Origin of the sequence: Hyphomicrobium sp., assembly GCF_020852195.1 — a bacterium.
In the GTDB taxonomy this organism is placed as follows: Bacteria; Pseudomonadota; Alphaproteobacteria; order Rhizobiales; family Hyphomicrobiaceae; genus Hyphomicrobium_C.
In genome coordinates, this window is the sequence record NZ_JADZBI010000094.1 from 1 (window position 1) to 24,238 (window position 24,238).

The 24,238-nt window shown below is 66.6% G+C and carries 32 protein-coding genes and 1 tRNA gene; 20 read left to right on the plus strand and 13 right to left on the minus strand.

The genetic code is table 11. From position 1 onward, the window contains the following. Positions 1-312 precede the first annotated feature (312 nt). The 5 genes from IT540_RS07365 to IT540_RS07385 all read left to right on the plus strand — a co-directional run bounded on the left by IT540_RS07365 (position 313) and on the right by IT540_RS07385 (position 3,548). A complete protein-coding gene (locus IT540_RS07365) occupies positions 313-1,215 on the plus strand; it encodes an EamA family transporter (RefSeq protein WP_291175206.1) in 903 nt (300 codons plus the stop codon). Between the two features lie 65 nt (positions 1,216-1,280). Continuing rightward, the gene (locus tag IT540_RS07370; protein ID WP_291175209.1) at positions 1,281-1,718 is read left to right on the plus strand and encodes a hypothetical protein; all 438 of its coding nucleotides are present in this window, start codon (positions 1,281-1,283) and stop codon (positions 1,716-1,718) included. Beyond that, a complete protein-coding gene (locus IT540_RS07375; RefSeq protein ID WP_291175212.1) occupies positions 1,715-2,542 on the plus strand; it encodes an SDR family NAD(P)-dependent oxidoreductase in 828 nt (275 codons plus the stop codon). Before IT540_RS07370 ends, IT540_RS07375 begins: the two co-directional genes overlap by 4 nt. Positions 2,543-2,586: 44 nt before the next feature. Beyond that, entirely contained in the window at positions 2,587-3,057 is a 471-nt protein-coding gene (locus tag IT540_RS07380) for a PilZ domain-containing protein (RefSeq protein ID WP_291175215.1), read from the plus strand. A gap of 221 nt (positions 3,058-3,278) precedes the next feature. Further along, a complete protein-coding gene (locus tag IT540_RS07385; RefSeq protein ID WP_291175218.1) occupies positions 3,279-3,548 on the plus strand; it encodes a hypothetical protein in 270 nt (89 codons plus the stop codon). A 44-nt stretch (positions 3,549-3,592) separates the two neighbouring features. On the opposite strand, the gene IT540_RS07390 is transcribed toward IT540_RS07385, so the two are convergent. The 5 genes from IT540_RS07390 to IT540_RS07410 form a co-directional block, all read right to left on the minus strand. Next, positions 3,593-3,880: a hypothetical protein gene (locus IT540_RS07390; RefSeq protein WP_291175220.1), complete on the minus strand. Its 288-nt coding sequence runs from the start codon at positions 3,878-3,880 to the stop codon at positions 3,593-3,595. A gap of 86 nt (positions 3,881-3,966) precedes the next feature. Beyond that, positions 3,967-5,064: a redox-regulated ATPase YchF gene (gene ychF / locus IT540_RS07395; protein WP_291175226.1), complete on the minus strand. Its 1,098-nt coding sequence runs from the start codon at positions 5,062-5,064 to the stop codon at positions 3,967-3,969. Between the two features lie 210 nt (positions 5,065-5,274). Beyond that, the gene (locus IT540_RS07400) at positions 5,275-6,099 is read right to left on the minus strand and encodes a hypothetical protein (RefSeq protein ID WP_291175229.1); all 825 of its coding nucleotides are present in this window, start codon (positions 6,097-6,099) and stop codon (positions 5,275-5,277) included. A gap of 184 nt (positions 6,100-6,283) precedes the next feature. After that, complete coding sequence (gene pth, locus IT540_RS07405; protein ID WP_291175234.1) at positions 6,284-7,027, minus strand: aminoacyl-tRNA hydrolase; 744 nt, start codon at positions 7,025-7,027, stop codon at positions 6,284-6,286. A 125-nt stretch (positions 7,028-7,152) separates the two neighbouring features. Next, positions 7,153-7,887 carry a 50S ribosomal protein L25/general stress protein Ctc gene (locus IT540_RS07410; protein WP_291175238.1) on the minus strand — a complete coding sequence of 245 codons (735 nt, stop codon included), beginning with the start codon at positions 7,885-7,887 and terminating at the stop codon, positions 7,153-7,155. Between the two features lie 234 nt (positions 7,888-8,121). On the opposite strand from IT540_RS07410, the gene IT540_RS07415 reads away from it, so the two are divergent. Further along, complete coding sequence (locus IT540_RS07415; RefSeq protein ID WP_291175243.1) at positions 8,122-8,538, plus strand: Fur family transcriptional regulator; 417 nt, start codon at positions 8,122-8,124, stop codon at positions 8,536-8,538. 57 nt (positions 8,539-8,595) lie between these two features. Here IT540_RS07415 and IT540_RS07420 read toward each other — a convergent pair whose 3' ends face one another. Together IT540_RS07420 and speD are read right to left on the minus strand one after the other, a co-directional pair. Then, positions 8,596-8,862, minus strand: a complete 267-nt coding sequence (locus IT540_RS07420; protein WP_291175246.1) for a hypothetical protein — start codon at positions 8,860-8,862, stop codon at positions 8,596-8,598. Positions 8,863-9,054: 192 nt separating this feature from the next. Next, a complete protein-coding gene (gene speD / locus IT540_RS07425; protein ID WP_366029453.1) occupies positions 9,055-9,465 on the minus strand; it encodes an adenosylmethionine decarboxylase in 411 nt (136 codons plus the stop codon). On the opposite strand from speD, the gene IT540_RS20825 reads away from it, so the two are divergent. After that, positions 9,418-9,570 carry a hypothetical protein gene (locus IT540_RS20825; protein ID WP_366029455.1) on the plus strand — a complete coding sequence of 51 codons (153 nt, stop codon included), beginning with the start codon at positions 9,418-9,420 and terminating at the stop codon, positions 9,568-9,570. The genes speD and IT540_RS20825 overlap by 48 nt on opposite strands. Before the next feature lie 277 nt (positions 9,571-9,847). Here the strand turns inward: IT540_RS20825 and IT540_RS07430 are convergent, their stop codons facing one another. Next, positions 9,848-11,953, minus strand: coding sequence for an AsmA family protein (locus IT540_RS07430; protein ID WP_291175252.1), 2,106 nt, complete (start codon positions 11,951-11,953; stop codon positions 9,848-9,850). A gap of 600 nt (positions 11,954-12,553) precedes the next feature. Here IT540_RS07430 and IT540_RS07435 point away from each other — a divergent pair. From IT540_RS07435 to IT540_RS07450, 4 genes are all read left to right on the plus strand, one after another. After that, positions 12,554-13,273: a thermonuclease family protein gene (locus tag IT540_RS07435; RefSeq protein ID WP_291175255.1), complete on the plus strand. Its 720-nt coding sequence runs from the start codon at positions 12,554-12,556 to the stop codon at positions 13,271-13,273. 145 nt (positions 13,274-13,418) lie between these two features. Further along, positions 13,419-14,240, plus strand: a complete 822-nt coding sequence (locus tag IT540_RS07440; protein WP_291175258.1) for a quinoprotein dehydrogenase-associated SoxYZ-like carrier — start codon at positions 13,419-13,421, stop codon at positions 14,238-14,240. A 219-nt stretch (positions 14,241-14,459) separates the two neighbouring features. Further along, positions 14,460-14,633, plus strand: a complete 174-nt coding sequence (locus IT540_RS07445; protein ID WP_291175261.1) for a DUF1328 domain-containing protein — start codon at positions 14,460-14,462, stop codon at positions 14,631-14,633. Between the two features lie 159 nt (positions 14,634-14,792). After that, positions 14,793-14,990: a CsbD family protein gene (locus IT540_RS07450; RefSeq protein ID WP_291175265.1), complete on the plus strand. Its 198-nt coding sequence runs from the start codon at positions 14,793-14,795 to the stop codon at positions 14,988-14,990. A 96-nt stretch (positions 14,991-15,086) separates the two neighbouring features. Here the strand turns inward: IT540_RS07450 and IT540_RS07455 are convergent, their stop codons facing one another. Beyond that, positions 15,087-15,491 (minus strand): hypothetical protein, encoded by a 405-nt coding sequence (locus tag IT540_RS07455; protein ID WP_291175269.1) that lies wholly within the window; start codon positions 15,489-15,491, stop codon positions 15,087-15,089. 132 nt (positions 15,492-15,623) lie between these two features. On the opposite strand from IT540_RS07455, the gene IT540_RS07460 reads away from it, so the two are divergent. The 4 genes from IT540_RS07460 to IT540_RS07475 all read left to right on the plus strand — a co-directional run bounded on the left by IT540_RS07460 (position 15,624) and on the right by IT540_RS07475 (position 18,301). Then, on the plus strand, positions 15,624-16,154 hold the full coding sequence (locus tag IT540_RS07460) for an adenine phosphoribosyltransferase (RefSeq protein WP_291175272.1): 531 nt from the start codon (positions 15,624-15,626) through the stop codon (positions 16,152-16,154). 7 nt (positions 16,155-16,161) lie between these two features. Then, complete coding sequence (locus IT540_RS07465; protein WP_291175275.1) at positions 16,162-16,392, plus strand: hypothetical protein; 231 nt, start codon at positions 16,162-16,164, stop codon at positions 16,390-16,392. Positions 16,393-16,460: 68 nt separating this feature from the next. Continuing rightward, on the plus strand, positions 16,461-17,564 hold the full coding sequence (gene mtnA / locus IT540_RS07470) for an S-methyl-5-thioribose-1-phosphate isomerase (protein ID WP_291175278.1): 1,104 nt from the start codon (positions 16,461-16,463) through the stop codon (positions 17,562-17,564). Further along, positions 17,561-18,301 carry a class II aldolase/adducin family protein gene (locus tag IT540_RS07475; protein ID WP_291175280.1) on the plus strand — a complete coding sequence of 247 codons (741 nt, stop codon included), beginning with the start codon at positions 17,561-17,563 and terminating at the stop codon, positions 18,299-18,301. The genes mtnA and IT540_RS07475 overlap by 4 nt, the downstream gene beginning before the upstream one ends. A gap of 227 nt (positions 18,302-18,528) precedes the next feature. Here the strand turns inward: IT540_RS07475 and IT540_RS07480 are convergent, their stop codons facing one another. Next, complete coding sequence (locus IT540_RS07480; RefSeq protein ID WP_291175284.1) at positions 18,529-18,873, minus strand: hypothetical protein; 345 nt, start codon at positions 18,871-18,873, stop codon at positions 18,529-18,531. A gap of 31 nt (positions 18,874-18,904) precedes the next feature. Continuing rightward, the gene (locus tag IT540_RS07485; RefSeq protein ID WP_291175287.1) at positions 18,905-19,318 is read right to left on the minus strand and encodes a thioredoxin family protein; all 414 of its coding nucleotides are present in this window, start codon (positions 19,316-19,318) and stop codon (positions 18,905-18,907) included. A 196-nt stretch (positions 19,319-19,514) separates the two neighbouring features. Here IT540_RS07485 and IT540_RS07490 point away from each other — a divergent pair, with 196 nt between their 5' ends. Beyond that, entirely contained in the window at positions 19,515-19,856 is a 342-nt protein-coding gene (locus tag IT540_RS07490) for a cupin domain-containing protein (RefSeq protein ID WP_291175289.1), read from the plus strand. Between the two features lie 151 nt (positions 19,857-20,007). Then, positions 20,008-20,310, plus strand: coding sequence for a hypothetical protein (locus tag IT540_RS07495; protein WP_291175292.1), 303 nt, complete (start codon positions 20,008-20,010; stop codon positions 20,308-20,310). Positions 20,311-20,353: 43 nt separating this feature from the next. On the opposite strand, the gene IT540_RS07500 is transcribed toward IT540_RS07495, so the two are convergent. Together IT540_RS07500 and IT540_RS07505 are read right to left on the minus strand one after the other, a co-directional pair. After that, a tRNA-Ala gene (locus tag IT540_RS07500) sits at positions 20,354-20,429 on the minus strand. A 147-nt stretch (positions 20,430-20,576) separates the two neighbouring features. Continuing rightward, positions 20,577-20,963, minus strand: a complete 387-nt coding sequence (locus IT540_RS07505; RefSeq protein WP_291175295.1) for a TIGR02300 family protein — start codon at positions 20,961-20,963, stop codon at positions 20,577-20,579. A 209-nt stretch (positions 20,964-21,172) separates the two neighbouring features. Here IT540_RS07505 and aroA point away from each other — a divergent pair, with 209 nt between their 5' ends. From aroA to IT540_RS07520, 3 genes are all read left to right on the plus strand, one after another. Further along, a complete protein-coding gene (gene aroA, locus IT540_RS07510) occupies positions 21,173-22,507 on the plus strand; it encodes a 3-phosphoshikimate 1-carboxyvinyltransferase (protein ID WP_291175298.1) in 1,335 nt (444 codons plus the stop codon). A gap of 70 nt (positions 22,508-22,577) precedes the next feature. Then, positions 22,578-23,213 carry a d(CMP) kinase gene (locus IT540_RS07515; protein ID WP_291175300.1) on the plus strand — a complete coding sequence of 212 codons (636 nt, stop codon included), beginning with the start codon at positions 22,578-22,580 and terminating at the stop codon, positions 23,211-23,213. A gap of 210 nt (positions 23,214-23,423) precedes the next feature. Beyond that, on the plus strand, positions 23,424-24,238 hold an 815-nt coding region (locus IT540_RS07520), incomplete at its 3' end, for a S1 RNA-binding domain-containing protein (RefSeq protein ID WP_291175304.1).

Here is a 24,238-nt window from a genome sequence, read left to right on the forward strand (position 1 = left end):
AGATCCAGGCCCAGGTCATCGCGCGCCGGTTGCTCGAGGACAAGGGCTAGGCAACAGCCGGCGTGTGGGGGCCTGCGAGTCCTACGACATCGACGTGTCTGGATCCCGGCCTGCGCCGGGATGACGTTGCGAGTGGGAAAACACTTCATCACTCCCTGGCAGGCCTGAGTTCGAAGTCGAGACACGCAAGCCGCACTCCGATCTCCGCCCAGGAGGACAGTGCATGGGGTGATCGCGTACCCCAGCACTACGTCACTCCGGCGCAGGCCGGAGTCCGGACACGGAAGTTGTTCGCGCGAGGGGACTGCCTCCATGATTGCGCCGGCTTGGCTGTGGATCGTGTTCACCGTCATCGGCGCAGCGGCGCAGACGGCGCGCACGGCCATGCAGCGCGAGCTTATCGAGACGCTCGGCACCATCGGCGCGACGCACGTGCGGTTCCTGTTCGGGCTGCCGTTCTCGCTCCTGTTCCTCGCGCTCGCCGCGGTCCTGCTTCCGGAGCCGCTGCCCGCGCCGAACGCCGCGGCGCTCGCCTGGATCGGCGGCGGTGCTCTGTCGCAGGTGGCGGCCACGGCGCTCATGCTCGCCGCCATGCGCGAGCGCTCCTTCATCGTGGCAACGGCGCTGGCCAAGATCGAGCCGGTCTGGGTCGCGCTCGCGAGCGCGCTCGTGCTGGCGGAGCCGCTGACGCCCATCATGATGGCCACCATCGTCGTGGCGCCGCTGGGCGTGCTCCTGATGTCCTGGCCGCGTCCGAGTCACGGCGGCCGGCAGCCGTCCGTCCGATCGGCGCTGCTCGGGATCTCGGCCGGCGCGCTGTTCGGCTTCGCGGCCATGGGCTATCGCGGCGGCATCGGGGCGCTCGGCGGCAGCTCGTTCGTCGCCGCCGCCACGCTTGCGCTCGCCATGGCCCTCGCGTTGCAGACCATCGTGCTCAGCGCCTATCTCGCGGCGCGCGAGCGGGGCACGCTCGTCGCCATCACCCAGGCATGGCGGCCATCGCTGTTCGCCGGCTTCATGGGCGCCTTCGCCTCGCAATTCTGGTTCCTCGCCTTTGCCTTGCAGAGCGCCGCGCTGGTGCGAACGGTCGCCCTGATCGAGATCCTTTTCGCCTTCTTCGTCTCGCGCGGTCTTTTCCATCAGCGGCTCGGCGGGCGTGAGGCGGTCGGCATCCTGCTTCTGGTCGCCGGCGTTGCGGTGCTGCTCAACAGTTGATTTCCTTTCGCGTTTGACGGTTTAAAGTCACGCAACGGCCGCGTGCCACCATCCGGAGCTTCACGATGCGATCCCTCTATTGCGCTCTCATGCTATCGCTCGCCGCCGGATCCCTCCACGCGCAGGCGCCCGAATTTCCCAAGCTCGATGCGTTCGCGCCCGGATCGGGACGGATCTGGTTCTCCGGGTGCACCTTCGAGGCGGACCGCTACGTGAGCTGCAAGTCGGCCGCGCCGGACGTGCTCGAGGCCATCGCCAACCCCGGCGACCAGACGGCGGGGGCCGCGCTGCAGACCTACGTCAGCGACGTCTTCATCGAGAAGGGATGCGCCTTCGAGGCGCCGCCCGAGAGCTTCCGCGTCAACGGTATATTCCTGTCCTTCGACAGCAACGCTGCGAAGGACATCCGCTGCAAGGTAGCGCCCTCAAAGCTCGGCTTCAGCCCCGAGGGCATGACCTTCCTCGACACGCTCTACTTCTTCTCCGGCGATCCAGCGCAATGACATCCAAGACCATCCTCATCACCGGATGCTCGTCCGGTATCGGCCTCGCCTCGGCGCGGATCATGAAAGAGCGCGGATGGCGCGTGATCGCCCCCGCGCGTACGCCGTACGATCGTGAGATGCTGGCTCACGAGCTCGGCGTCGAAGCGCTTCATCTCGACCTTGCCGACGCGGACTCGATTTCCGCGTGCGCCATGGACGTGCTGCAGCGAACCGACGCCAATCTCGATGCCGTCTTCAATAATGGTGCCTACGGGCAGGTCGGCGCGGTCGAAGACCTCACGCCCGAGGTTCTACGCCGGCAGCTCGAGGTCAACCTGATCGGCACGCACGATCTCACGCGGCGGCTGATCCCGGCCATGCGCGCCGCGGGACGCGGCCGCATCGTGCAGTGCTCCTCGGTGCTCGGCTTCGTCTCGGTGCCCTATCGCGGGGCCTATTGCGCCTCGAAGTTCGCACTCGAAGCCTTGAGCGACGCGATGCGCCACGAGCTTGCCGGAACGGGCATCCAGGTGGCGATCATCGAGCCGGGGCCGATCCGGACGCGCTTCGTCGAGCATGCGCTCGCGAACTTCCGGGCCACGGTCGACATCGAGGGCTCGGCGCACCGCGAGACGTACCTCGCCCGTCTGACGGCCATGGAGGCCGGCGGCAAGTCCACCTTCAAGCTCGAACCGGAGGCCGTGGCCTCAAAGCTCGTGCATGCGGTGGAGAGCCGGCGCCCGAAGCGGCGCTACAAAGTGACGGTGCCCACGTACGTGGCTGCCGCCGGCAAGCGTTTCCTGCCGCCACCGCTTGCCGACTGGCTGGTGCAGCGGATCTGAGCCGGCCCATGGTTCACTATTCTTCAACCTCGAGCATCTATCGTATGTCGACTGATGTTGAAGAGGATGCGCGTCTCGCGAGCTTGGACCTCGCGAGCGACCATAAGCGCCGCATCCACGCCCATGTTGACGCGGATTGGCCGGCGATGTCGTTCCTGGAGACCATCACACGTACCTTCCTGCGCAAGGGGACAAACCCTGTCGGCCCGACCGCCAAGGGCGGACCGGAGAAGCGCCGGGTACGCCGCGTGCCGCAGCGGATGCGCAGCGGCTTCCTCTGGACCGACAAGCTGATCACGCCGCGCGCCTGCATGATCAAGGACCTTTCGGTTGGCGGCGCCCGCGTCGACATCATCGGCGATCCCATAAAGCCGAGCCTGCTCATCGACGGGCTCAGGCTCTATTTCGACACCGAGAAGCACGAGGTCGCGTGCTCGGTGGCCTGGATGAAGGGCCAGATGCTGGGCCTGCGCTTCGAAGGCCGGCCGCGGCCGCCGTCACGCAAATATAAGTAAATCCATAATCCAACGCCGGTGTGCAGCAGACGCTCGTGCGCGTGCGGCCTGCTGACAGCGCGGCACCATACATTTTCGTATGAAAGCCGCGCGGGCCTTGCGCGTCCAATCATGAGCGAACACCTCGACATGCATCGGCGCGGCCATCTTGCCCGCCGACGATCTCGACCTCTCGCCCCCACAGGTCCTGATCAACTACCCCAAGGCAATGGAGTACAGCAATGAACCGATCAAAGACACGCGTCGCGCTCGCTTCGGCTGCGGCCCTGTTTGCCGCGAGCGCAGCCGTTCCGGCCAGCGCCGCCTATCTCGGCTACGGCAATGGAGATCCCGGCAACTGGGACCTCTGGACCGAGCAGAACGGCGGCAGAAATCCAGAGGTGCAGGCGCAGACCAGGACGCATACGGCAACGCCGCGCTCCGTGCATCACGCGCACAACAGCCATCACATGCGGCAGCCGCGCGACTCCTTCGGCAACAAGGGCTATTGAGCAGGACGAGAAGCGAGGCGGAGCGCTCCATGATTCCCGCCCGCTCACTCCGACTGCTGCGAGCGGAACTTGTGGACGAGACCGGCCGCGCAACCGGCCTTGAACTCCGCATTCGAAATCTTCTTGTCGCGGTTGGTGTCGACGCTCTCGAAGCTGTCGATGTAGGACTTGGCGCCGTCCGGCCCGAGATCGCTGCGGCCGGCTGCGGTGTTCCAGATCGCGCGGCACTCGTCCTCGGTCAACGCTGTGCTCGCTTCCTCCCCGGCGCGCGCATGGCTCGCACATAGCAACAACGCTGCGAGAACTGGTAGCGTCTTTTTCACGGCTTTCATTGCGACCTCCGCGTTGGGCCGCGACTTTATCATTCGCGTCCGCCGGAACGCGCCGGGGAAATTTCCCGAAATGAACCTTGGCGCGCCTAGTTGGCGAAGCGGAAGTGCATGATGTCGCCGTCCTGCACCACGTAGTCCTTGCCTTCGAGGTGCATCTTGCCGGCCTCCTTGGCGCCGACCTCGCCGCCAGCCGCGATGTAGTCCTCGTAGGCGATGGTCTCGGCGCGGATGAAGCCCTTCTCGAAGTCGGTGTGAATGACGCCTGCGGCCTGCGGGGCCTTGGTGCCGCGCTGCACCGTCCAGGCGCGCGCCTCCTTGGGGCCGATGGTGAAATAGGTGACGAGGTCGAGGAGCTGATAGCCGGCGCGGATCAGCCGGTTGAGGCCCGGCTCGGCAAGGCCCATCTCGGCCAGGAACTCGGCGCGGTCGTCGGGCGGAAGGCTCGCGAACTCGGATTCGATCTTGGCCGAGATGACGACCGCGGCCGCACCTTCCGCCTTCGCCTTCTCCTCCACCCTGGCGGAATGCGCGTTGCCGCTCGCGGCTGAGGCTTCCTCCACGTTGCAGACGTAGACGACCGGCTTCGAGGTCAGGAGCTGCAGCGCGACGAAGGCGGGCCGCTCCTCGGCCGTGATGTCGGCCATGCGGGCGGGCTTGCCTTCGCGCAGCGGCGCCAGCGCCTTCTCCATGAGCGCGAGCTGCGCCTTCGACTCTTTGTCGCCGCTCTTGGCCTTCTTCTCGACGGTGGCGACACGCTTCTCGAGGCTCTCCATATCGGCCAGCATCAGCTCGGTCTCGACCACCTCGGCATCGGCCAGCGGGTCGATGCGGTTCTCGACGTGCGTGATGTCGCTGTCCTCGAAGCAGCGCAGAACGTAGGCGACAGCATCCACCTCGCGGATGTGGGACAGGAACTTGTTGCCGAGCCCTTCGCCCTTCGATGCGCCGCGCACGAGGCCCGCGATGTCGACGAAGGTGAGCCGCGTCGGGATGATCTGGCCGGACTTGGCAATGGCGGCGAGCTTCTCAAGACGCTCGTCCGGCACGCCGACCTCGCCGACGTTCGGCTCGATGGTGCAGAAAGGATAGTTCGCCGCCTCGGCCGCGGCCGTCTGCGTCAGCGCATTGAAGAGGGTGGACTTGCCGACGTTCGGCAGGCCCACGATGCCGCACTTGAAACCCATGGGTGGAAAGCTCTCGATTTTGTTTGTGGCTGGCCCTACACCGCCGGGGCGCGCCGATCAATGCGTAAAGAGACGCGGCGCCCGTCGCGCCCCCTCACCGCCCGGGGCGTCATGGTGGAGCCATGCTCCGCATGGACGCGCGACCTCTCCCCAGCGGGGAGAGGTAAAGTGGGGATCGCTTCCGGGTGGTGAGGGGGCGTCGTCTGCCGCTCAGCGGATCTTGTTCAACTCGAAGGCGGAGTAGCTCGCCGGGCTCGGTAGCTGCTCCTTGCCCGTCATGGCGTCGGCCAGGGCTTCGGGGAGCACCGTGCCTTCCTCGAGCTCCTTCACGGCGATGACCATGAACGGGCGCTGCCAGTCCGTTGCGCCGGACGCGCCCGCAGCTCTGCTGCCTCGGTACTGGCCGAGGTTCAAGGCCGAGATCGGCGTCGCCTCGTCGACGGCCTTGCCGACGATCTCCGCCGTGCGTGCGGCGCGCCGGCCGGCGCGGGCCTTCTCGGCTGCAGCATTGCCCTCCTCTGAGGCAGTGCCGACGGCGATGATCTCACGCGCGCTCGCGAGGCCGTCACGCACCTCCTGGTCGAGAACGTCGATCGCGAGCTCATCGCCGGTGATGCGCCGGCCATCCTTCTCCAGATCCTCGGCGCTGCCCCGCACCCAAAGAAACTGCTTCCTGGCGACCACCACATCGAAGGTGCCGCGGCGGCCCGCCTTGTCCTGGCCTTCGATGGCGAAGATCAGCGTGCCCCTGGTCTGGCGCATGGGGTCGGCAAGGGGCGCGATCTCGGTCTGCACGTAAGGCTCGGCGTAAGGATCCAGCACTGCGTTGTGAACCATGACGGCCGAAGTGGTAACGACCGCCGTCGTGCCGAGAGCCGCGGCCGCACCGGCCGGCGTCTGCAGGAGCGAGGCGATCCAGTTGTACCAGTCCTGCCAGTTGCGGATGCGGTCGAACCACTTGTAGGTGCTCCAGGCGCGGCGCACCTTCTTTGACTTCCGAAACCGCTCTTTGAGGCTGTCTGTCTCGATCGACATGCGGCGCTCCCTCTTTTCTTGTCCGGCTTGGGGCGAGACTACCTCGAAATCCGCACAGAAAGGAGACAGGGACTTTGCGGAACCCGATGATGGACGCTCCGGACAGACGATCCGACGTGATTATGGTCGCTTCTTCGACCGATGATTCACGCTTCGAACTGATAAGGTCCGAAGCGATCATGGTCTAGTCGTCCGCCTTGCGGCCGGCGAGCCATTTCTTGAGGTTCTCCGCGAGCGCACCCGCGCTCTTGCCTCTGCGCTCGCCCGCGGGATGGGAGCGCGCCTTCGCTACCGGCTTCGAGGGTTGCTCGGCAGTCTCGGCGGCAGCGTCGCGGGACGCGGCCTTGCGCGGGTCGCCGCTTTCGCCCAGCGCTCGCGCGACATCGGTCAGGAAGCGGGACTGATCGTTCCTCGCAAGACGCGGTGCGGCCTCGGCAATGGCCTCGAGCAACGGCTCGAGCCATTCCCGATCGGCCTTTGCGAAGTCGGAGAGCACCCATCGGGCGACAAGCTCCTTGACGCCAGGATGGCCGACGCCGATGCGCACGCGCACGTAGTCGTTGCCGAGGTGGGCCGAGATCGAGCGCAGACCGTTGTGCCCCGCGTTGCCGCCCCCGGTCTTGACCTTGAGCTTGCCGGGCGCGAGGTCGATCTCATCATAGAAAACGACAATGTCCTCGTCGGCGATCTTGAGGAAGCGCACCGCCTCGCCCACGGAACGACCGCTCTCGTTCATGTAGGTCTGAGGCTTCAAGAGCAGGACTTTCTCGCCTGCGATCTCGCCGTCGGCGGCAAGCCCCTGGAACTTGCGCTTCCACGGGCCGAAGCCCTGGGTGCGGGCCACGGCGTCCACGGCCATGAAACCGACGTTGTGGCGGTTGGCTGAATACTCGCTGCCGGGATTCCCGAGGCCGACGAACAGTTTCATCGCTGAGCCCAAAATGAAAAAGGCCGGCACCCGTATAGCGGGGTGCCGGCCACTTTACGAGACCGATGATTGACGCTTCGGACTGGCAGCGTCCGAAGCGATCATCGCCTGGTGCAAACGCGTCCTTACTTCTTCGCGGCAGGCTTGGCAGCCGGGGCCGCCTTGCCACCGCCAGCAGCCGGCGCGGCGGCCTTGGCGCCTGCGGCGGGAGCCGCAGCCTTGGCGTCGCCCGCAGCAGGTGCAGCGGCCGCACCCTCGCCGGCGGCAGCGCCGGAGGGTGCTTCCTCCTCGTCCTTCTTGGCGCCGGCGATGGTCGCGATGGTGAAGTCGCGGTTGGCGATCACGGGCCGCACGCCTTCCGGCATGCTGATGGCTGAGATGTGGATCGAGCGGCCGATCTCAAGGCCCTCGAGGTTGACCTCGAAGAACGACGGGATACGGTCGTAAGGGCAGAAGATCTCGACGTCGTGGCGCACAATGTTGAGCACGCCGCCGCGCTTCAGACCCGGCGACAGCGCATGGTTCGTGAACCTGACCGGCACGGACACGCGAATGACGCCATCCTTGCCGATGCGCAGGAAATCGACGTGGATCGGGTGATCCTTCACCGGATCGACCTGCACGTCGCGGGGGATGACGCGAATCTTCGTCTCCCCGACGGCGATGTCGAACACAGACGAGGTGAAGTGACCCTTGATGAACTGCTTCCAGAGGTCGTTGCCGTTGATGGCAATGATCTCGGCGGGCTGGCCGTCTCCATAGATGACGGCGGGGACATTCCCCTCCCGGCGGGCTTGACGTGAGGCCCCCTTGCCTGCACGCGGGCGCGCCGTGGCCTTGATCTCGATGATCTCGGACATGGCATTTTCTCCAATGAAAAAAGGGCCTTAACTCAGGCCCACCCAACTGCGTCCGGCCTCCAAGGGTGCCGGGCAGGTCTCTCGCATCTGCTTGAGATCGGCGGGTTATAGCCGCGCCGGCCGGGAATGGCAATCGACGTTCTCGCGGTTAACGCGCCCGCATTTTCGCCTTGGCCGCACCGCACTTGACCCTTGTGCTACACTCCCGGACGATACCGGCCAGACGAGAGCTGCATGACCCGAAAAGTGAGCAAGCGCCGCCCGGCGCAGGAGCAGGACAAGCTGATCTTCGCGGCGCTCCGCGAGTCGGGCCGCCCGGTCTCGGCCTACGAGATCATCGACCAGCTCCGAGACCGCGCGAGCCTCGCGCCGCAGACCGTCTATCGCGCTCTGGACCGGCTCATCGCCTCCGGGTCGGCGCACCGCCTCGAGTCGCTCAATGCCTTCGTGGCCTGCTGCCAGTCGGACCACCAACACCAGGGCGCGGCGGTGTTCGCCATCTGCGACGACTGCGGGACGGTGTCCGAGTTTGCCGAGCCGCGGGCGGTCGAGGCGCTGGCAGCCTGGGCCAAGCGCTCCAAGTACACGGTGCGGTCAATGACGCTCGAATTGCGCGGGCGTTGCGCGGCGTGCACGGCGCGGATGGCTTGACCTGAAAAGAAAGGGCGGCCTAGGCCACCCTTTCTCCAGTCGCGACACCATCGAGCTCTATCGCTTCCAAATGGCACCGATCGCGAAACCGACCGCGGCGCCGATTGCCAGCGCCTCAAGCGGCTTCTCACGCGCATAGGCCGCGATGGAATTGTACGAATCTTTGGCGAAACGCTGCGGATCATCGATCGCATCCTTAGCCGCAGCCGTCACACGATCGACCGCTTCACCCGCGATCGCCTTCACCTTGTCCGTCGCTTCCTCGGCGTATCCAGCGACACGCCCCGCCTGCTCTGCGCCGTCTTCAAGCTTGCTCGTAGCCATGGGCATCACGGTATTCCTTCCCGTATATCGACCGGGGGACAAACTCGCTGATGCCCGTACAGGTTCCAGATAACCACACGCTCACGTCGACCACGGCTCGCGCCGAAGCCTTCGGAACGAAATGGGCCCGTGTCCGGGGAGGACACGGGCCCTTTGTCTGTTGCTGGCTGGTCTTCACCGACTAAGGCCGCGTCAGGCGGCGGCCTTGGCCTTCCTGGTGGCGCGGAGCCGAGCCGCAGGGGGCTTCCGCTTGGTCTTGCCCTTGCGCTCGCCGTTCTCCCCTGACGCCGCGCCGCGAAGCTGCGCCGTGACGCAGACCTCCTTGGCCTCGAACGCCTTCTGGAGCACGGGAATGACGCGCGCGGGATCGGCGCGGCCGCTCATGAAAATATCGAGCGCCGCATAGCCGTTCTCCGGCCAACTGTGGATCGCGATGTGGCTCTCCTCCAGCACGGCAACGCCGGTCACTCCGCCCGTGGGTTTCAGGGGGTGAAGATGCAGGTGCAGGAGCGTCGCGCCCGAGGCTTCGACACAGCGTTTGAGAGTCCGCTCCACGTGCCCGACATCGTCGAGCCGCCGCGCACCGTACAGATCAATGATCAGGTGCTGGCCAGCGCAAGAGCTGGCGACGCGGTCCTCACTCGTGTCCTCAAGAGCAGCGCGCTTACCCTGCGACGCGTGCAGATCTTCCTTTTGGGCGGGGCTTGAACGAGTCAAGTCCATCCCCAATTGGAAGAGGGTGTCATTAAAGGCCATATGACCCTCCCCAACCAGCAGACAGATTCAACCCGAACGCTCCTTACCTGGGGGTGTGGGGATGGAAGTCCTTGACCTTAAGGGCAGGTGGACGAACGGAGACCGCTGATATGATGCAAGCGTCCGCGCGTCGCAAGAGAAAAATGGACCCGCGGAAACAAATATTTGCGCTCGATCGTCACACCATTTTGGGACAATGACACTATGCGCGTTCTGCGCGCTTCATTTGTCATTGCGGGCTCAGAAACTGCTCGAGCAGCTTCTTGCCTTTCTCCTTGCGGCTCTTGCTGTCTCCGCTCAGGAGATCTTTGACGAGCTCGTCGGCTTTCTTGCCCTTGAACTGCTTTCCGATCTCCTTGATCGCCTCGACCGTCTTCGGGTTATTCAAGGCGCCGGCGACGTCGGGCGTGTACTTCGGATCGTCCCAAGGTCCGTGTACGCGAACGGGAACCTCGATGCCCAAGAGATCCTGCGCGCCGCCCTGGCCGGCGAGGCTCGCCACCACCTTGGGCCGCAGCACGTAATCGACCTCACGCGAGGCCAGCGCGACCTGGCCCGAGCCCGAGAGGCGCAGGAGCGGGCTCACGAGCATCAGGTCCTGGTTCTCGGCGATGCCGGATTTGACGCTCCAGTTCGATGTCATCTCGCTGAAATCGGTCTTGTCGGTCGGCGCCGTGTCGAGGCCGCCGAGGTTGCCCTTGGCCAGGTTGCGCATCATCTCCGGTATGTTGACGCCGATGATGGCGCCGTTCGCGAAGGCGAGCTCGACCCTGCCGTTGAGCGTCTCGACGAGCTCGCGCTCGTTGGCGCCGCGACCGGTGAGGGTGAGCGCGAGGCGGCCGGTGCCGGCCAGGCGGTCTATGTCCACCGCATCCTTGAGGAGGGGCTGAGCGGCGATGCCGTCAAGCGTGATGTCGGCGTCGAGGCCGGCCGCCGAGTCCGCCGTGCCGTCGAGCGTGATGGTTCCCTTGCCGGTGCCCTGGTAGAGGGCCACCTGGTCCAGCGTGGTCGTCATGAAGCGATTCTTGAGCGCGATCGTGAGGTCGGACTGGTCGAGCCGGATGGTGCCCACCGTCAGCTTGCCGATCGAGAGCTTGGCGTTGGCGTCGAGCGCGCCGAGGTGCGCGAGATCGAACGGCTCCTCGCTCCATCCCTCGCGCTTCGTAAAGCCCTTGACGCGCGGGCCCGGCGGGGTAGCGCGCTCGAGCAGATCCTCGATGGACCGGGCGTTGCCGTCCGCTTCTGATGCGGCGGGCGGCGCGCTTCGCGCCTCTCCCGTCGACTTGTAGGTGTTGAGGTCGAGCTCCGTGAGCTTGAGGTTGGCGTTGACGAGCGGGCGGGCGCCGCGCGTGTCAAGGCTGATCTCGCCGCGCGCCGTGGTCTGGTCGAGCTCGATCTCGGCGGTGGTGAACGTATACTGGTCGGGCTTGGCGCGCCAAAGGCCCTTGGCGTCCATCGGACCGAAGCCGGCGGAGGGCGCCAGATCGGTGCCGAGCCAGGCGAAGAGCGCCCGCGCCGACGGCGATTTCGCCGACAGGATGCCCTCGACGCCGAGCGCGTCCTTGAGCGTGGCGGAGCCTTCGAAGGTAGCGTCGAGCACGTCGGCGCCGAATGTGAGCTTGAGCTTCGCCGGACGGTCCTCGATCACGTCGACGAGCGAGGTCAGGGCACCGTCGAAGCTCACGGTCTTGCCCTTCCAGGCGAGGCTGCCCTCGGCATCGAGCGGCTCGGCGAGCGCCGCCAGCGCGAGCTTGACGTTGATGGCCGAGAACTCGGACTCGCTGCCGGTGCGCGCGTCGCTGTAGCGGAGCGTGCCGTTGTCGATGCTCACGTTGTCAAGCCGCAGATCGGACAGGCGAAGGGAAGCCGCATCTCCGCCCGAAACGTTCTGCGGCGCGTCGGAGACCGGAGCGTCGGCCTGGGCGAGCCTGACGCGCGTGCGGTACGTGTCGGAGGCGAAATCCCAGGAGCGTCGTCCGCTGCCGTCCACTTCGAGGTGGAATACGGGCTCGCGGAGCACCAGCGCGTTGACGCGCACCTCGCGCCCGAGCAGCGGCCAGAAGGCGACGCTGAGGTCCATGGCCTTCATGGCGACCAGCGGCCTGGCGCCCTCGAGACCCGGCGCGCCCGATAGCGAGACATCGGTCAGCGAGACGCCGAGCGACGGAAAGAACGTGAAAGACGTAGGACCCGCGATCACGAGGTCGCGCCCGGTCCTCTCCTTGACGGCGGCGATGGCGTGGTCGCGGACGAAGTCCGCCGGCAGGGCCACGAGGGCGAAGGCTGCCGCACCGGCGGCCATGGCGACCAGGCCGAGCGCGCCGTAGAAAAGCATCGCGCCCATCCCCGAGCGCTCGCGCGGAACGCGGCGGGATGACGGACGCATGTCGCGCGGAGGCGGCGCCATGGGCGGATGCCCCGGCCCTGCGCCGTGCCGTGGCGGATAGCCCGCAGGCTGCGGTGGGTATCCTGACCCCTGGGGCGGGCGTCCCGGCGGAGGATAGTCCTGCGGGCCGGGCCTCGGCGGCCGACCGGTCCTCTCGTCCGACGGACGATAGGTCTCAAAGCGCGGCGGCCGCCCCGGCGGCGGTGATCTGCTCGTCATCGGGCTCCTGAACCTCGTGGCAGCCGCGATGGGGCGCGACGGCACCCCGCCCGTTGCAGCCGCAGCTAACGCTCCTAGCCGACAATTGTGTCAGGCCGGGGCCGATCTCGCGCCCCCGTGCGCCGCATTTATCCACGCCTCGCCGCGGAGGCCTGCCTGTCTGACCTTGCGGCCCGCACAACCTTTACGCGAAATTTGTCACGAGAGCCTTGAGTTGTATTTAATCATTACGATTCAGCAATGTTAGCGGGCACTGCGGCGACGAAAATTGCACGATTACGCCATGCCGAGGTCTGCATTTCGACATGCGACTCGGTCAAACTGCAACTTATGAGTGAATTATACCGTATCCCGTTCTCCCCGCGGCTCGTGGCGCTCGCGCTGGCCGCGGTCGTTCTCGTCCCGGCCCCTTTCGATGGCTCAGCACGTACGCCGGACGACCATGGGACGATCATCAGCGGCCGCGCCGTCGTCATCGACGGGGACACGCTCGAAATCGGCGGCGAGCGCATCCGCCTCGAGGGGATCGACGCCCCCGAGGCCGATCAGACATGCGGCGGCGGATGGTTCGGCATGTGGAAATGCGGACGCGCGGCCACTGAGCAGCTCCGCTGGCTGACCGGAGGCCGGCGCATCGATTGCGAGTCGGCGGGACGCGACAAGTACGGCCGCGTGCTCGGGTGGTGCTCGGCCGGTGGGCGGGACCTCAACGCCGAGATGGTGCGGACCGGCCATGCCTGGGCGTTCGTCAAATACTCGACGCGCTATCAGGCGCTGGAGGCGGAGGCGCGCCGGAGCAAGGTCGGCGTTTGGAAGGGCGACGCGGAGCCGGCCTGGGTGTTTCGCGAGCGCCGCTGGGCGGCGGCCGAGCCTGCGGCACCAAAGGGCTGCGCCATCAAGGGCAACGTGACCGCGAACGGGCACATCTATCACATGCCCTGGAGCCCCTGGTACGCCAAGGTTCGGATCGAGCCCGCGAAAGGCGAGCGCTGGTTCTGCACCGAGGCGGAGGCAACGAAGGCCGGTTTCCGGCCGGCGATGGCGCCGTAGCGGCGGGCGGCGGCTCGCACTCGCAGCAAAGAAGTCTCCCCGCGAGGACTCGATTGACTTCCCGCAGAGTCGGGAAGAAAGTCCCGTTCGCGATTTCCATATGACTGTTTTCGCGGTCCCGGGTCTCAAGAAGCGAGCTCTCGCCATGGTCCGACGTCCGGCCTCTTCCCTTTTTCCGGTGCTTCTTCTAGCGGCAGCCGTCTGCACTGGCTTTCCCGTGGCGGGGCTCACCAGCGACACCTGGCCCAGCATCCATGCGGAGGCGTTCGGCGGCCGCAGCATCCAGGACGGCCGCGGGATCGTGAAGCTCACCGCGCCTTATCGTCCGGAGGACGTGCGCAGCGTTCCGATGGATGCCGACATCAAGCTTCCGCAAGGGCGCACGATCAAAGCCGTCTCTTTCGTCGTCGACATGAACCCGTCGCCGGTCGCGGCGGTGTTCCGCATGGGGGAAGCGCGGAGCGCCGTACATCTCGCCACGCGCATCCGCCTCGACCAGCAATCCGACGTGCGCGTGATCGTCGAAACCGACGACGGCACGCTCTACATGGCCGAGCAGCTCGTGAAGTTCGCCGGCGGCCAGGCGTCGTGCTCGGCGCCGCCGGTCGGCGATCCGGCGGAGATTGCCGCCAACATGGGCAAGATGGATTTCGCAACCGTGGGCACGGCGCCGACCGGATCACATCAAACGGCACGGGCGCGCTACGACCTCAACCATCCGAACCACACGGGCATGGTGCTGGACCCGGTCACGCTTCTCTACATCCCACTGCTCATGGTCGAGCGCATCGAGGCACGCCAGGGCGACACGGTGGTGTTCGAGATGACGGGATCCATCACGCTGGCGCAGAACCCGGCCGTGGAGTTCGACTTCGTGACCAACGGCGCGGCCGAGATGACCATCTCCGCGCGCGATACCAGCGGCGGGACCTGGACGCGCAGCTTCCCCATCGGACCTGCCGGCTGACGAGGCCGCGCCAACCGCAGGGCACGCTTCCTGACGTGCGTTCAAGGCCCGCCGGAACCAATCCTCCCCCTGAACGTTTCATCCCGCGTCTAGGGTGCTCACAGCTTTAAGAAATCGCGTGTGCTGCACCCGATCGCGTGAACCGCGCGGCGCGCTCCTTGCGAGCGCGTCATGCGGGAGACCTTACCAAGAAACGTCAAAAGCTCGGGAGTTGGTTCGATGGGCAATCTGCTGCACTGGGCCGTTGTCTTTCTCGTCGTCGCACTCATCGCGGCATTTCTTGGCTTCGGCGGCGTTGCCGGCACGGCGATGGAGGGTGCGCGCCTCCTGTTCTGGGTGGCGATCGTTTTCCTCATCATCTCGCTCGTCCTCGGATTCATCCGCCGAGCTTGAAACGAACCTGCCGGGAGAGACCGGCCGTAACGGCCGGTCTCTCCCTACTGCAAAGCTTCAGTCCATGATGCGAAAGGCCGTCGCTGGCCCCGACCGGCACGACAGACGCCGCATGGCCTGCTGACTCGAGTGCACGTCAACAAGCAAAAGGAGTTCGCCATGAACTGGGATCGTATCGAAGGCAACTGGAAGCAGTTCTCGGGCAAGGTCAAGGAGCGGTGGGGCAAACTCACCGACGACGACCTTCAGGTCATCAACGGCCGCCGCGAGCAGCTCGAGGGCAAGATCCAGGAGCGCTACGGATACGGCAAGGATCAGGTGAAGAAGGAGCTCGACGACTGGTCGAACACGCTCTGACGCACTGTCAAAAAACGATCCGGCACCAACAAAGCCGGACCTTGAGCAGACTTCACGCCGGCGAACCCTCTTTGCCGGCGTTTTTTCCGTGAGCCTTCAGCCGTCGGGGAACGTGATCGTAATCTTCATGCGGACAAGCTCGGGGTAGAATGCCTCGAGGCCCTTGCCGGCGTAGTAGAGCAGCACGCCGAGAAGGATCAGCGCCGGGATGGCGGCGAGCACCGCCTTCAGGAAGAACTTTGCGAGGTGGATGAAGGGCACGTCGAAGCGGCGGACCGCAGCCGGGACGGGATCGTCGCCGTAGACGGCCGGCGCCTGGCGGGTGCGCGCAAGGTAGGCGGGCGGGTCGCCGAGGCTCGCGTCCATGCCCCGCCGCTCGCGGTCACGCCGCTCCCGGGCCTCGCGCGCCTCCCGCGCCCGGGCTTCCTTCTCGCGTCTCAATGTACGGGGCAGATCCTCGAAATCGCTATCCGCCATCAGCGGAAAGTTTGCATCTGTCATCTCAACACCTAAAAAACTCAAGCGAGGCCATGCTGCCGCCTCGCAAAAACGCTGTTCCAGCCCGGCGCGTCCTTCTATCCCCAGAGACGTCTTATTGCTAAGTTGCGCCGCGAATTTGACGGGGAGGTGTCCGTGAGCGCGCTAGAGGAGCTGATACGAACTATTCCTGACTACCCGAAAGCGGGCATCCTCTTCCGCGACGTTACGACCCTGCTCGGCGATGCGCAGGGCCTCAAGGCGGCCATCACGCAGATGGCCGAGCCGTTCCGGACGCAGCCCGTCGACGCGGTGGCGGGCATCGAGGCGCGCGGCTTCATCCTGGGCGGCGCTATCGCCGATCGCCTCGGCTGCGGCTTTATCCCGATCCGGAAGAAGGGCAAGCTGCCGTGGAAGACCATCGGGCAGGAGTACACGCTCGAATACGGCGTCGACGTCATCGAGATCCACGAGGACGCCATCACGCCCGGCCAGCGGATCCTGATCGTCGACGATCTGATCGCGACCGGCGGCACGGCGGAAGCTGCCGTCAAGCTCCTGCGCCGCAGCGGGGGCGAGATCGTGGGCGCCACGTTCATCATCGACCTGCCCGACCTCGGCGGTCTCAAGCTATTGAAAAACCAAGGCATCGCTTGTCATGCCCTGGTGGCATTCGAAGGGCATTGAGTGGGCAATGGGGCTCTCGGCGGACGAGCTTCGGCTGGCTCTCGCGGTCATCGCGCGCCGGCAGGCCGATGCGGATGCGACGCTCGATTGTCCGCGCTGCGGACATGCCGGGCTCGCACTTGCAGACCGCTCCGCGCGGCCCTATGCGGAATGGTACCAGCTCTCCTGCGCGGGATGCGGGCTGGACGAGACCGTCCACATCCCACTGGGACCGCCGGTCATCGGCGGGCTCGACTGATCCAGCCCCACGGCTCCGTGCCTCCGGCGCGCGACGCCAGCAGCACGATTTGAGAGCGCGAGATTCGCATGAAGATCAACGGCAAGGCGTACCGAACGATCTGGCCCGGAGAAGACGGCGCGTCGGTGGTGATCATCGATCAGACGAAGCTGCCGCATCGCTTCGAGACGGTGACGCTGAGGACGGCCGAGGAAGCCGCGCACGCGATCCTCACCATGCAGGTGCGCGGCGCGCCGCTGATCGGCGCCACGGCGGCCTACGGGCTCGCGCTGGCGCTTCTGCGCGATGCGTCGGATGCCGGGCTTGCCGGCGCGGTCGCGCTCCTGGCCAAGCAGCGGCCGACGGCGGTGAATCTCCGCTGGGCGCTCGAGGAGATGCGCCGCACCGTGGCCCCAATGGCGCCCGAGGCGCGCGCGGCTGCGGCCTTCGCCAAGGCGCAGGCGATCGCCGACGAGGATGTCGAGACGTGCCGGCGCATCGGCGTGCACGGCCTGGCGCTCATCCGCGCCATCGCGGAGATGAAGCCGGCCGGCGCGCCCGTCAACGTTCTCACCCACTGCAACGCCGGCTGGCTTGCCTGTGTCGACTGGGGAACGGCGACCTCGCCCATCTATCAGGCGCACGACGCCGGCATCCCCGTGCATGTGTGGGTGGACGAGACGCGCCCGCGCAACCAGGGTGCTGCATTGACGGCGTTCGAGCTTGCAAGCCACGGCGTTCCGCATACGCTCATCGTCGACAACGCGGGCGGCCATCTGATGCAGCACGGCCAAGTGGACCTCTGCATCGTGGGCACGGACCGGGTGGCGGCCAACGGCGACGTGGCCAACAAGATCGGCACTTATCTCAAGGCGCTCGCCGCCCACGACAACGGCGTGCCGTTCTATGTTGCGTTACCTTATTCGACGATTGACTGGACGATTGCCTCTGGCCACGACATACCCATCGAGGAGCGAAGCGCGGACGAGGTGCTCAGTATGCATGGTCAGCTTACGGACGGATCGGTGGCGAGCGTCGCCATCGCGGCCGCCGGGTCGCCCGCCGCGAACCCGGCCTTCGACGTCACGCCGGCGCGGCTCGTCACCGGCTTCATCACCGAACGAGGTGTCGCGCCTGCGGACCGCAGCGGTCTCCTCGCTCTCTATCCCGAACGACGCGAGAGTGCGGCATGAGTAAACGCGCCAAAGTCAGACCCGACAAGGGCAAGCCCGAGAAGGGCAAGGACAAGAAAAAGAGCCTCAAGGCGCGCAAGGCCCGGGACCGCGAGGAGCTGCGGCTGCGCAAGCTCGTCGTCGAGACCGCGCTCGCCATGAGCCGCAGCGGCCTCTCGCCCGGCCGGTCGGGCAACGTCTCGGCGCGCTTCAGCGACGGCATGCTGATCACACCGACGGGCATGTCATACGAGGAGATCACGCCGCGCGACGTCGTCTTCGTGGCAACGGACGGATCGGTGCCGGGCAAGCAGAGGAAGCCGTCGAGCGAATGGCAATTCCATCTCGCCGCGTACCGGGCGCGGCCCGACATGAGCGCGGTCGTGCACACGCATTCGCTGCATGCCGTGGTGCTCGCCTGTGCGGGGCGGTCGATCCCGGCCTTCCACTACATGGTCGCGGTGTCGGGGAACATCGACATTCCCGTCGTGCCCTACGCCACCTTCGGCAGCGAGAAGCTCGCCAACAACGTGGCGAGCGGGCTCGCAGACCGGCAGGCGTGCCTGATCGCACATCACGGTTCGATCGCACTCGGGCGGACGCTTCCGGAGGCGCTCGAACTTGCGCGCGAGGTCGAGGTGCTCGCGGAGCAGTACACCAAGGTGCTGTCGATCGGGCCGCCGGCGGTGCTGCCCGAATCCGAAATGCAGATCGTGCTTGAGCAGTTCAAGAGCTACGGGCAGCGGGCGCAGGGCTGATTCTCGCGAGCCGTCACCCTTCGGACTCGCAGCGTCCAAGCGCTCATACCGAGCGTCGAGCATCCCAGCGGTGCGCAAGACGAGAAATGCGCTCGCGATAGCGCCTGGCTTTTACTTCGCCCTGCGGGACGCACATGGGACAATCGCAGGGACGCCGGTCCGCGGCCTTAACCTCGGGAAAGTACCGCCACCCGAACGCGCGTGGCAGCAGCCTCAAGCGCACAATCTCATCGGCGCGGGATGACGACCTGACCGCCACGGGGATCCTGCATGGCGCGAATGGCGGCCACAGCCTCCGAGGCCTTCAGAAGCGGCGGCTCTGCGTTGAAGTGGTGAGCGAAGACCAGCTCGTCGTCGGCGATGCGGAACGTTACGGCGATCAGCGTGTGCGTTCCGAAACGCTTGAGCTCCCGCGCCCACTGGTACGTAAGCGTATAGCTTTCCATGACGGGAAACGCCCACACGAGACGGTCATACCCGTGGTACGGCCACTTGAGGCGGCGCGCGGCGATGCCGCTGCGGCGGATGCGCTTGGCCACGGGCTCGGGCGCGATATGGACGAACAGAGGCACCGCGACGCTATAGCACGGACGCGGCCCGTGCTCATTCCGACGGGAGCATTGTGTGCAGCAGGCGGTGCATGCTCTCGCGGCCGACGTAGCCCGCGATGCGGCCGATCTCGATGCCGTCGCGCACCAGGACCAGCGTCGGCACCATGGTCACCGGGCCTGCCAGCTTCAGGCGCGTGGCTGTGGCATCGTTGAGGTCGACGAAGCGGAGCGGCGCGGCCTTGCCCGCGCGCGAGGCGGCATAGGACGGCGCCACATCGCGGCGGAAGACGGGGCAATAGATGCAGTCGGGCGCCTCGAAGGCGATCAGCTCGACGCCGGTCGGGCCCTGCCCCGTGGCGGTCATCTCGTGCTCGGGCGCCGCGCTGCCCGCGGCGGGGGGCAGAACGGCAAGCAGTCCCAATCCGAGACAGCGAAGGACGGCCAACGGGATCGATCTCATGCTCATGGCCGCTCCGGTGCAGCTTCGGTGCCAGCGGGCGCTCTCATGCGGCGGCGCGACCCGCTCACGGTAAACGAGGCCCGGCAACCACCGCCAATACCAATGCGTTGTCCGCGAGTTGGTTGCCTGCGCCGGATGCGGCCCTGCCGCATCCCGCTGCGGCTGCCCTTTCGCATGACCGAGCGTCCAAAGGATACCCGCGATGAAGCGCACCTCCGTCGCCTACAGAAACGGCTTTCACGTGCTCGTCGGTGATTCGCACTCGCAAGCGGCCTCGATGGTGATCCCGCCCGGCGGCTGCGAGGGAGGGGCCGACAACCGACACGGCGGCGCGGACCAGTGGCTCTACGTCGCGAGCGGCATCGGCGAGGCCGTCGTCAACGGGCACACGTATCCCCTCGAAGCGGGCTCGCTGCTGCTGATCCAGCGCGGAGACACGCACGAGATTCGCAACACGGGGCGCGGCGCTCTCGAAACGCTGAACATTTACGTGCCGCCTGCATACTCAACGACTGGCGATGAGCTGCCGCCGGGCAAAGGCTGAGCAGGATTGCTACGACATTTCCACTGTGTTCGAGAACGGATCGGGAATAGTCCCTTAGGGGAGATTTAGGGGGAACGCGCACGCCTAAATCGATGTTACATTTCGGTAGAACCGTCATTGAGTTGGGCACTCATTCATTTCGGGGCGCGACGTGACAGAAGAACCGACCGGCTTCTCCCTTCTCCTCTCCGGCTCGATGCTGCTGGCGGCGCTCGCGGTGTTCTATGTCGGACGCGCGCTCTGGATCGTGCGGCATGAATGGAGCCAGTGCCGTACCGACACCAAGGTCCTCTATCTGCTCGTGGCGCCGATCCTGACGCTGGCCGTCGACGTGCTCTCGGTCACGGACCGCCTGTTCTGGAGCCGGACCAGCAAAGTGCAGCCGGCGCGGAAAAGGGTCGCACACGCCGTCGGGCCGCTGCGCCCCAAAACCGCCATGCGCTCGGACGGCTGAGCGGCACCCGCCGCGAGGACTTCAATCAGATTTTCCAGGGAAGTGGTGGAGCCAAGCGGGATCGAACCGCTGACCTCTTGCATGCCATGCAAGCGCTCTCCCAGCTGAGCTATGGCCCCTGACCTTGGGATCTTGCCGTCCGCGGCCGATGGCCGCCCGACGCTCGCGCCAGATTTACGGCCTGACGCGATCTCGATCAAGAAGACCGGCTCATTAGGCCGATCGGTCCAAAACTGCAAGCGCGAAGTTGGCGTCCAAGCCGCCTTTCAGCGCTCTTCGTCGCCTTCCGTGACCGGGCCGCCGATGATGTTCGAGACATCGCCGCCCTCCTCTTCCTCCTCCTCGAGGAAGGTCTCGTCCTCGTCGGCGGCGATGGCCTCGCCGTCCTCCTCGATCTCCGGCAGAGCCTCGTCGGTCTCCGCCTCGGCCGTCGCATCGACCGGCGTCTTGTCGGCATAGTCCGACTTGCGGCCCCTGCGGCTCGCCTTCTCCTCGCCGACGGCCGCAGCCACCGCAAGCGGGGACGAGGCCAGCTCGTAGATCGAGCCGCAGATCGGGCAGGTGATCGGGTTGCGATTGAGGTCGTAGAACCGCGCACCGCATTCGCTGCTCTGGCAGGTGCGCTTTGTCCCGCGCGCTTGCTTCGTCGCCATGGCTTTGCTCACCAGTGAAAATTGGGATAGCGGGGTCTGCCACAGCCCATGTCGGCTGTCAAAACGAAATCCGCAAGGGCTCAGAGAAACCTCTACCCGCGGCGTTGACAGCACCCCCGTCCGCCGGCTCTATGCGCACTCTCTTTCCCCGCAGTTCGCGAGGGCCGGCATTGCCGGCCGCCCGCCGCATGCCAGGCGCCATAGCCCCCGTGACCCACGCCGATCCCGCCCCGCTCGCAGCCCTTTCCTCGCGCTCCCTCAAGGGGCGTCTCAGGGTGCCCGGCGACAAGTCGATCTCGCACCGGGCGCTGATGCTCGGGGCGCTGGCGGCCGGGCGCACCCGCATCCGGGGCCTCCTCGAGGCGGAGGACGTCGTCAATACGGCGCGCGCGGTCACGGCGCTCGGAGCGCCGGCGCGGAAAGATGGGGATGTCTGGGAAGTGCTCGGGCGCGGGGTCGGCGGCCTTGCGCAGCCGGACGGGCCGATCGACTTCGGCAACTCTGGCACCGGCACGCGGCTGATGATGGGCGTCATCGCGCCGCACGACATCACCGTCAGCATGGTCGGCGACGCGTCGCTCTCGAAGCGGCCGATGGGGCGCGTGCTCGGGCCGCTCAAGCAAATGGGGCTTGAGGTCGAGGGCGACCGCGACCGGCTGCCGCTCACGATCCGCGGCACGTCGCGGCTGGTGCCGATCACGTATGCGCTGCCGGTGCCGTCGGCGCAGCTCAAGAGCGCGATCCTGCTTGCCGGACTCGGCGCCGCGGGCGAGACGACGGTCATCGAGCGGGAGGCGACACGCGACCACACGGAGCGCATGCTGCGCCACTTCGGGGCCGAGGTGACGACCGTTCAGCGGGACGGCGCGACACACATCACGATCACAGGGGACGCCGAGCTCGAAGGGCGCGAGGTGACGGTGCCGGGTGATCCGTCGTCGGCGGCGTTTCTCGTGGCGGCGGCGCTGATCGTGCCGGGCTCGGACATCACCATCCAGGGCGTGCTCGTGAATCCGACCCGCACCGGGTTCTACACGACGCTGCAGGAGATGGGCGGCGACGTGACGCTGCTCGACCAGCGGGAGGAAGGCGGCGAGCCGGTGGCCGACATCCGCGTGCGGTGCGCGGAGCTGTCTGGCGGCGCCGTGCCGGCGGAGCGGGCGCCGTCGATGATCGACGAGTACCCGATGCTGGCCGTTGTCGCCGCGTTTGCACGCGGGGCGACGCGCATGGACGGGCTCGCCGAGCTCAAGGTCAAGGAAAGCGACCGGCTGGCGGCCACAGCGGCCGGGCTCGCCGCCAACGGCGTCAGGGCGGAGGCCGCGGGCGACACGCTCGTCGTCCACGGCGAGGGACGCGTGACGGGCGGCGGACTTGTCGCCACGCATCTCGACCACCGCATCGCCATGTCGTTCCTGGTCATGGGCCTCGCCAGCGCCGCGCCCGTGACCGTGGACGACACGGCCATGATCGCTACCAGCTTCCCGGAGTTCCGGTCGCTCATGGAGCAGATCGGCGCGCAGTTCGGCGGGGGCGGGGCATGACGGTCGCCCTTCGCAGCGCGCCACAGCTCCCCTCCCCCTTGTGGGTAGGGAAAGGTGTGGGGGCGGCCCCATGATCATCGCCATCGACGGACCGGCGGCCTCGGGGAAGGGAACGCTCGCCAAGCGGCTGGCCGAGCACCTGGGCTTTCACTGCCTCGATACGGGGCTGCTCTACCGCGCGGTTGGGCGCGACGTCGCCAAGCGCGGCTTCCGGCTCGATGACACCTGGGCGGCCGTGGGGGCGGCACGCGGCCTCGATCCGCGGTCGCTCGATGATCCCGGCCTCAGGGGGACGGCCGCGGGCGATGCGGCCTCCATCGTGGCGCGCATTCCCGAGGTGCGGGCGGCGCTACTGGCCTATCAGCGCGATTTCGCCCGCCAGCCGCCGGGTGCGGTGCTGGACGGGCGGGATATCGGCACCGTGGTCTGCCCCGAGGCGGAGGTTAAGATTTTCGTGACCGCGACGCCCGAGGTCCGCGCAAGACGCCGATTCGCCGAGTTCGAGGCCCTGGGGCTGGGCCTTGCCTATGAAACGGTGCTCCAGGACATCCTGGTCCGGGACGCGCGCGACGCCGGGCGCCCGAATGCGCCGATGGTCGTTGCCCCCGATGCCATGTTGCTTGACACCAGCAACTTGAGTATAGAAGCCGCATTCGACGCCGCCGTCGGATTGATCAAGAGGAAGATCGGCCAACCGGGACGCTGAAGCAGCGTCTCAATTTTGACTGGCGGGCAAGAGCCCATCACGGCGGCGCCGAGACAAGATCCAACGAACGTGCCGACAGAGGACCGTCCGCGAGCGTGCGTGTGCACGCCCCGGCAGGCCTCGCGGCTCATCACCATTCGCGTCCGCACCACCGCTCCCACGAGCGGCCGCGCGGGCACATCATCCATTCCAACACGTCCAGGAGCACGAATGCCAACCGAGATCAGCAAAGACTACACTCCCTCACGCGACGAGTTCGCCGCGTTGCTCGCCGACAGCCTGGCCAAGGACGACGTCTTCGAGGGCAGCGTCGTCAAGGGCAAGGTGGTCGGCATCGAGAAGGACCTCGCCGTCATCGACGTCGGCCTCAAGATGGAAGGCCGCGTGCCGCTCAAGGAGTTCGGCCTCGGCGGCAAGCCCGGCGACATCAAGGTCGGCGATACCGTTGAAGTCTATCTGGAGCGCATCGAGAACGCGCTCGGCGAGGCCGTCCTCTCGCGCGACAAGGCACGTCGCGAGGAGAGCTGGACCCGCCTTGAGAAGCTCTCCGAGAAGGGCGAGAAGGTGACCGGCGTCATCTTCAACAAGGTCAAGGGCGGCTTCACGGTCGATCTCGACGGCGCGGTGGCGTTCCTGCCCGGCTCGCAGGTCGACATCCGGCCGGTGCGGGACATCGGGCCCCTCATGCACCAGCCGCAGCAGTTCCAGATCCTCAAGATGGACCGCCGGCGCGGCAACATCGTCGTCTCGCGCCGCTCGGTGCTCGAGGAGACGCGTGCCGAGCAGCGCGCCGATATCGTCGCCCGCCTGGCCGAGGGCCAGATCATCGACGGCCTGGTCAAGAACATCACGGACTATGGCGCGTTCATCGACCTCGGCGGCATCGACGGCCTCCTGCACGTCACCGACATGGCGTGGCGCCGCGTCAACCATCCGTCGGAGATCCTGAACGTCGGCGATACGGTGAAGGTGCAGATCATCCGCATCAACCCCGAGACGCAGCGCATCAGCCTCGGCATGAAGCA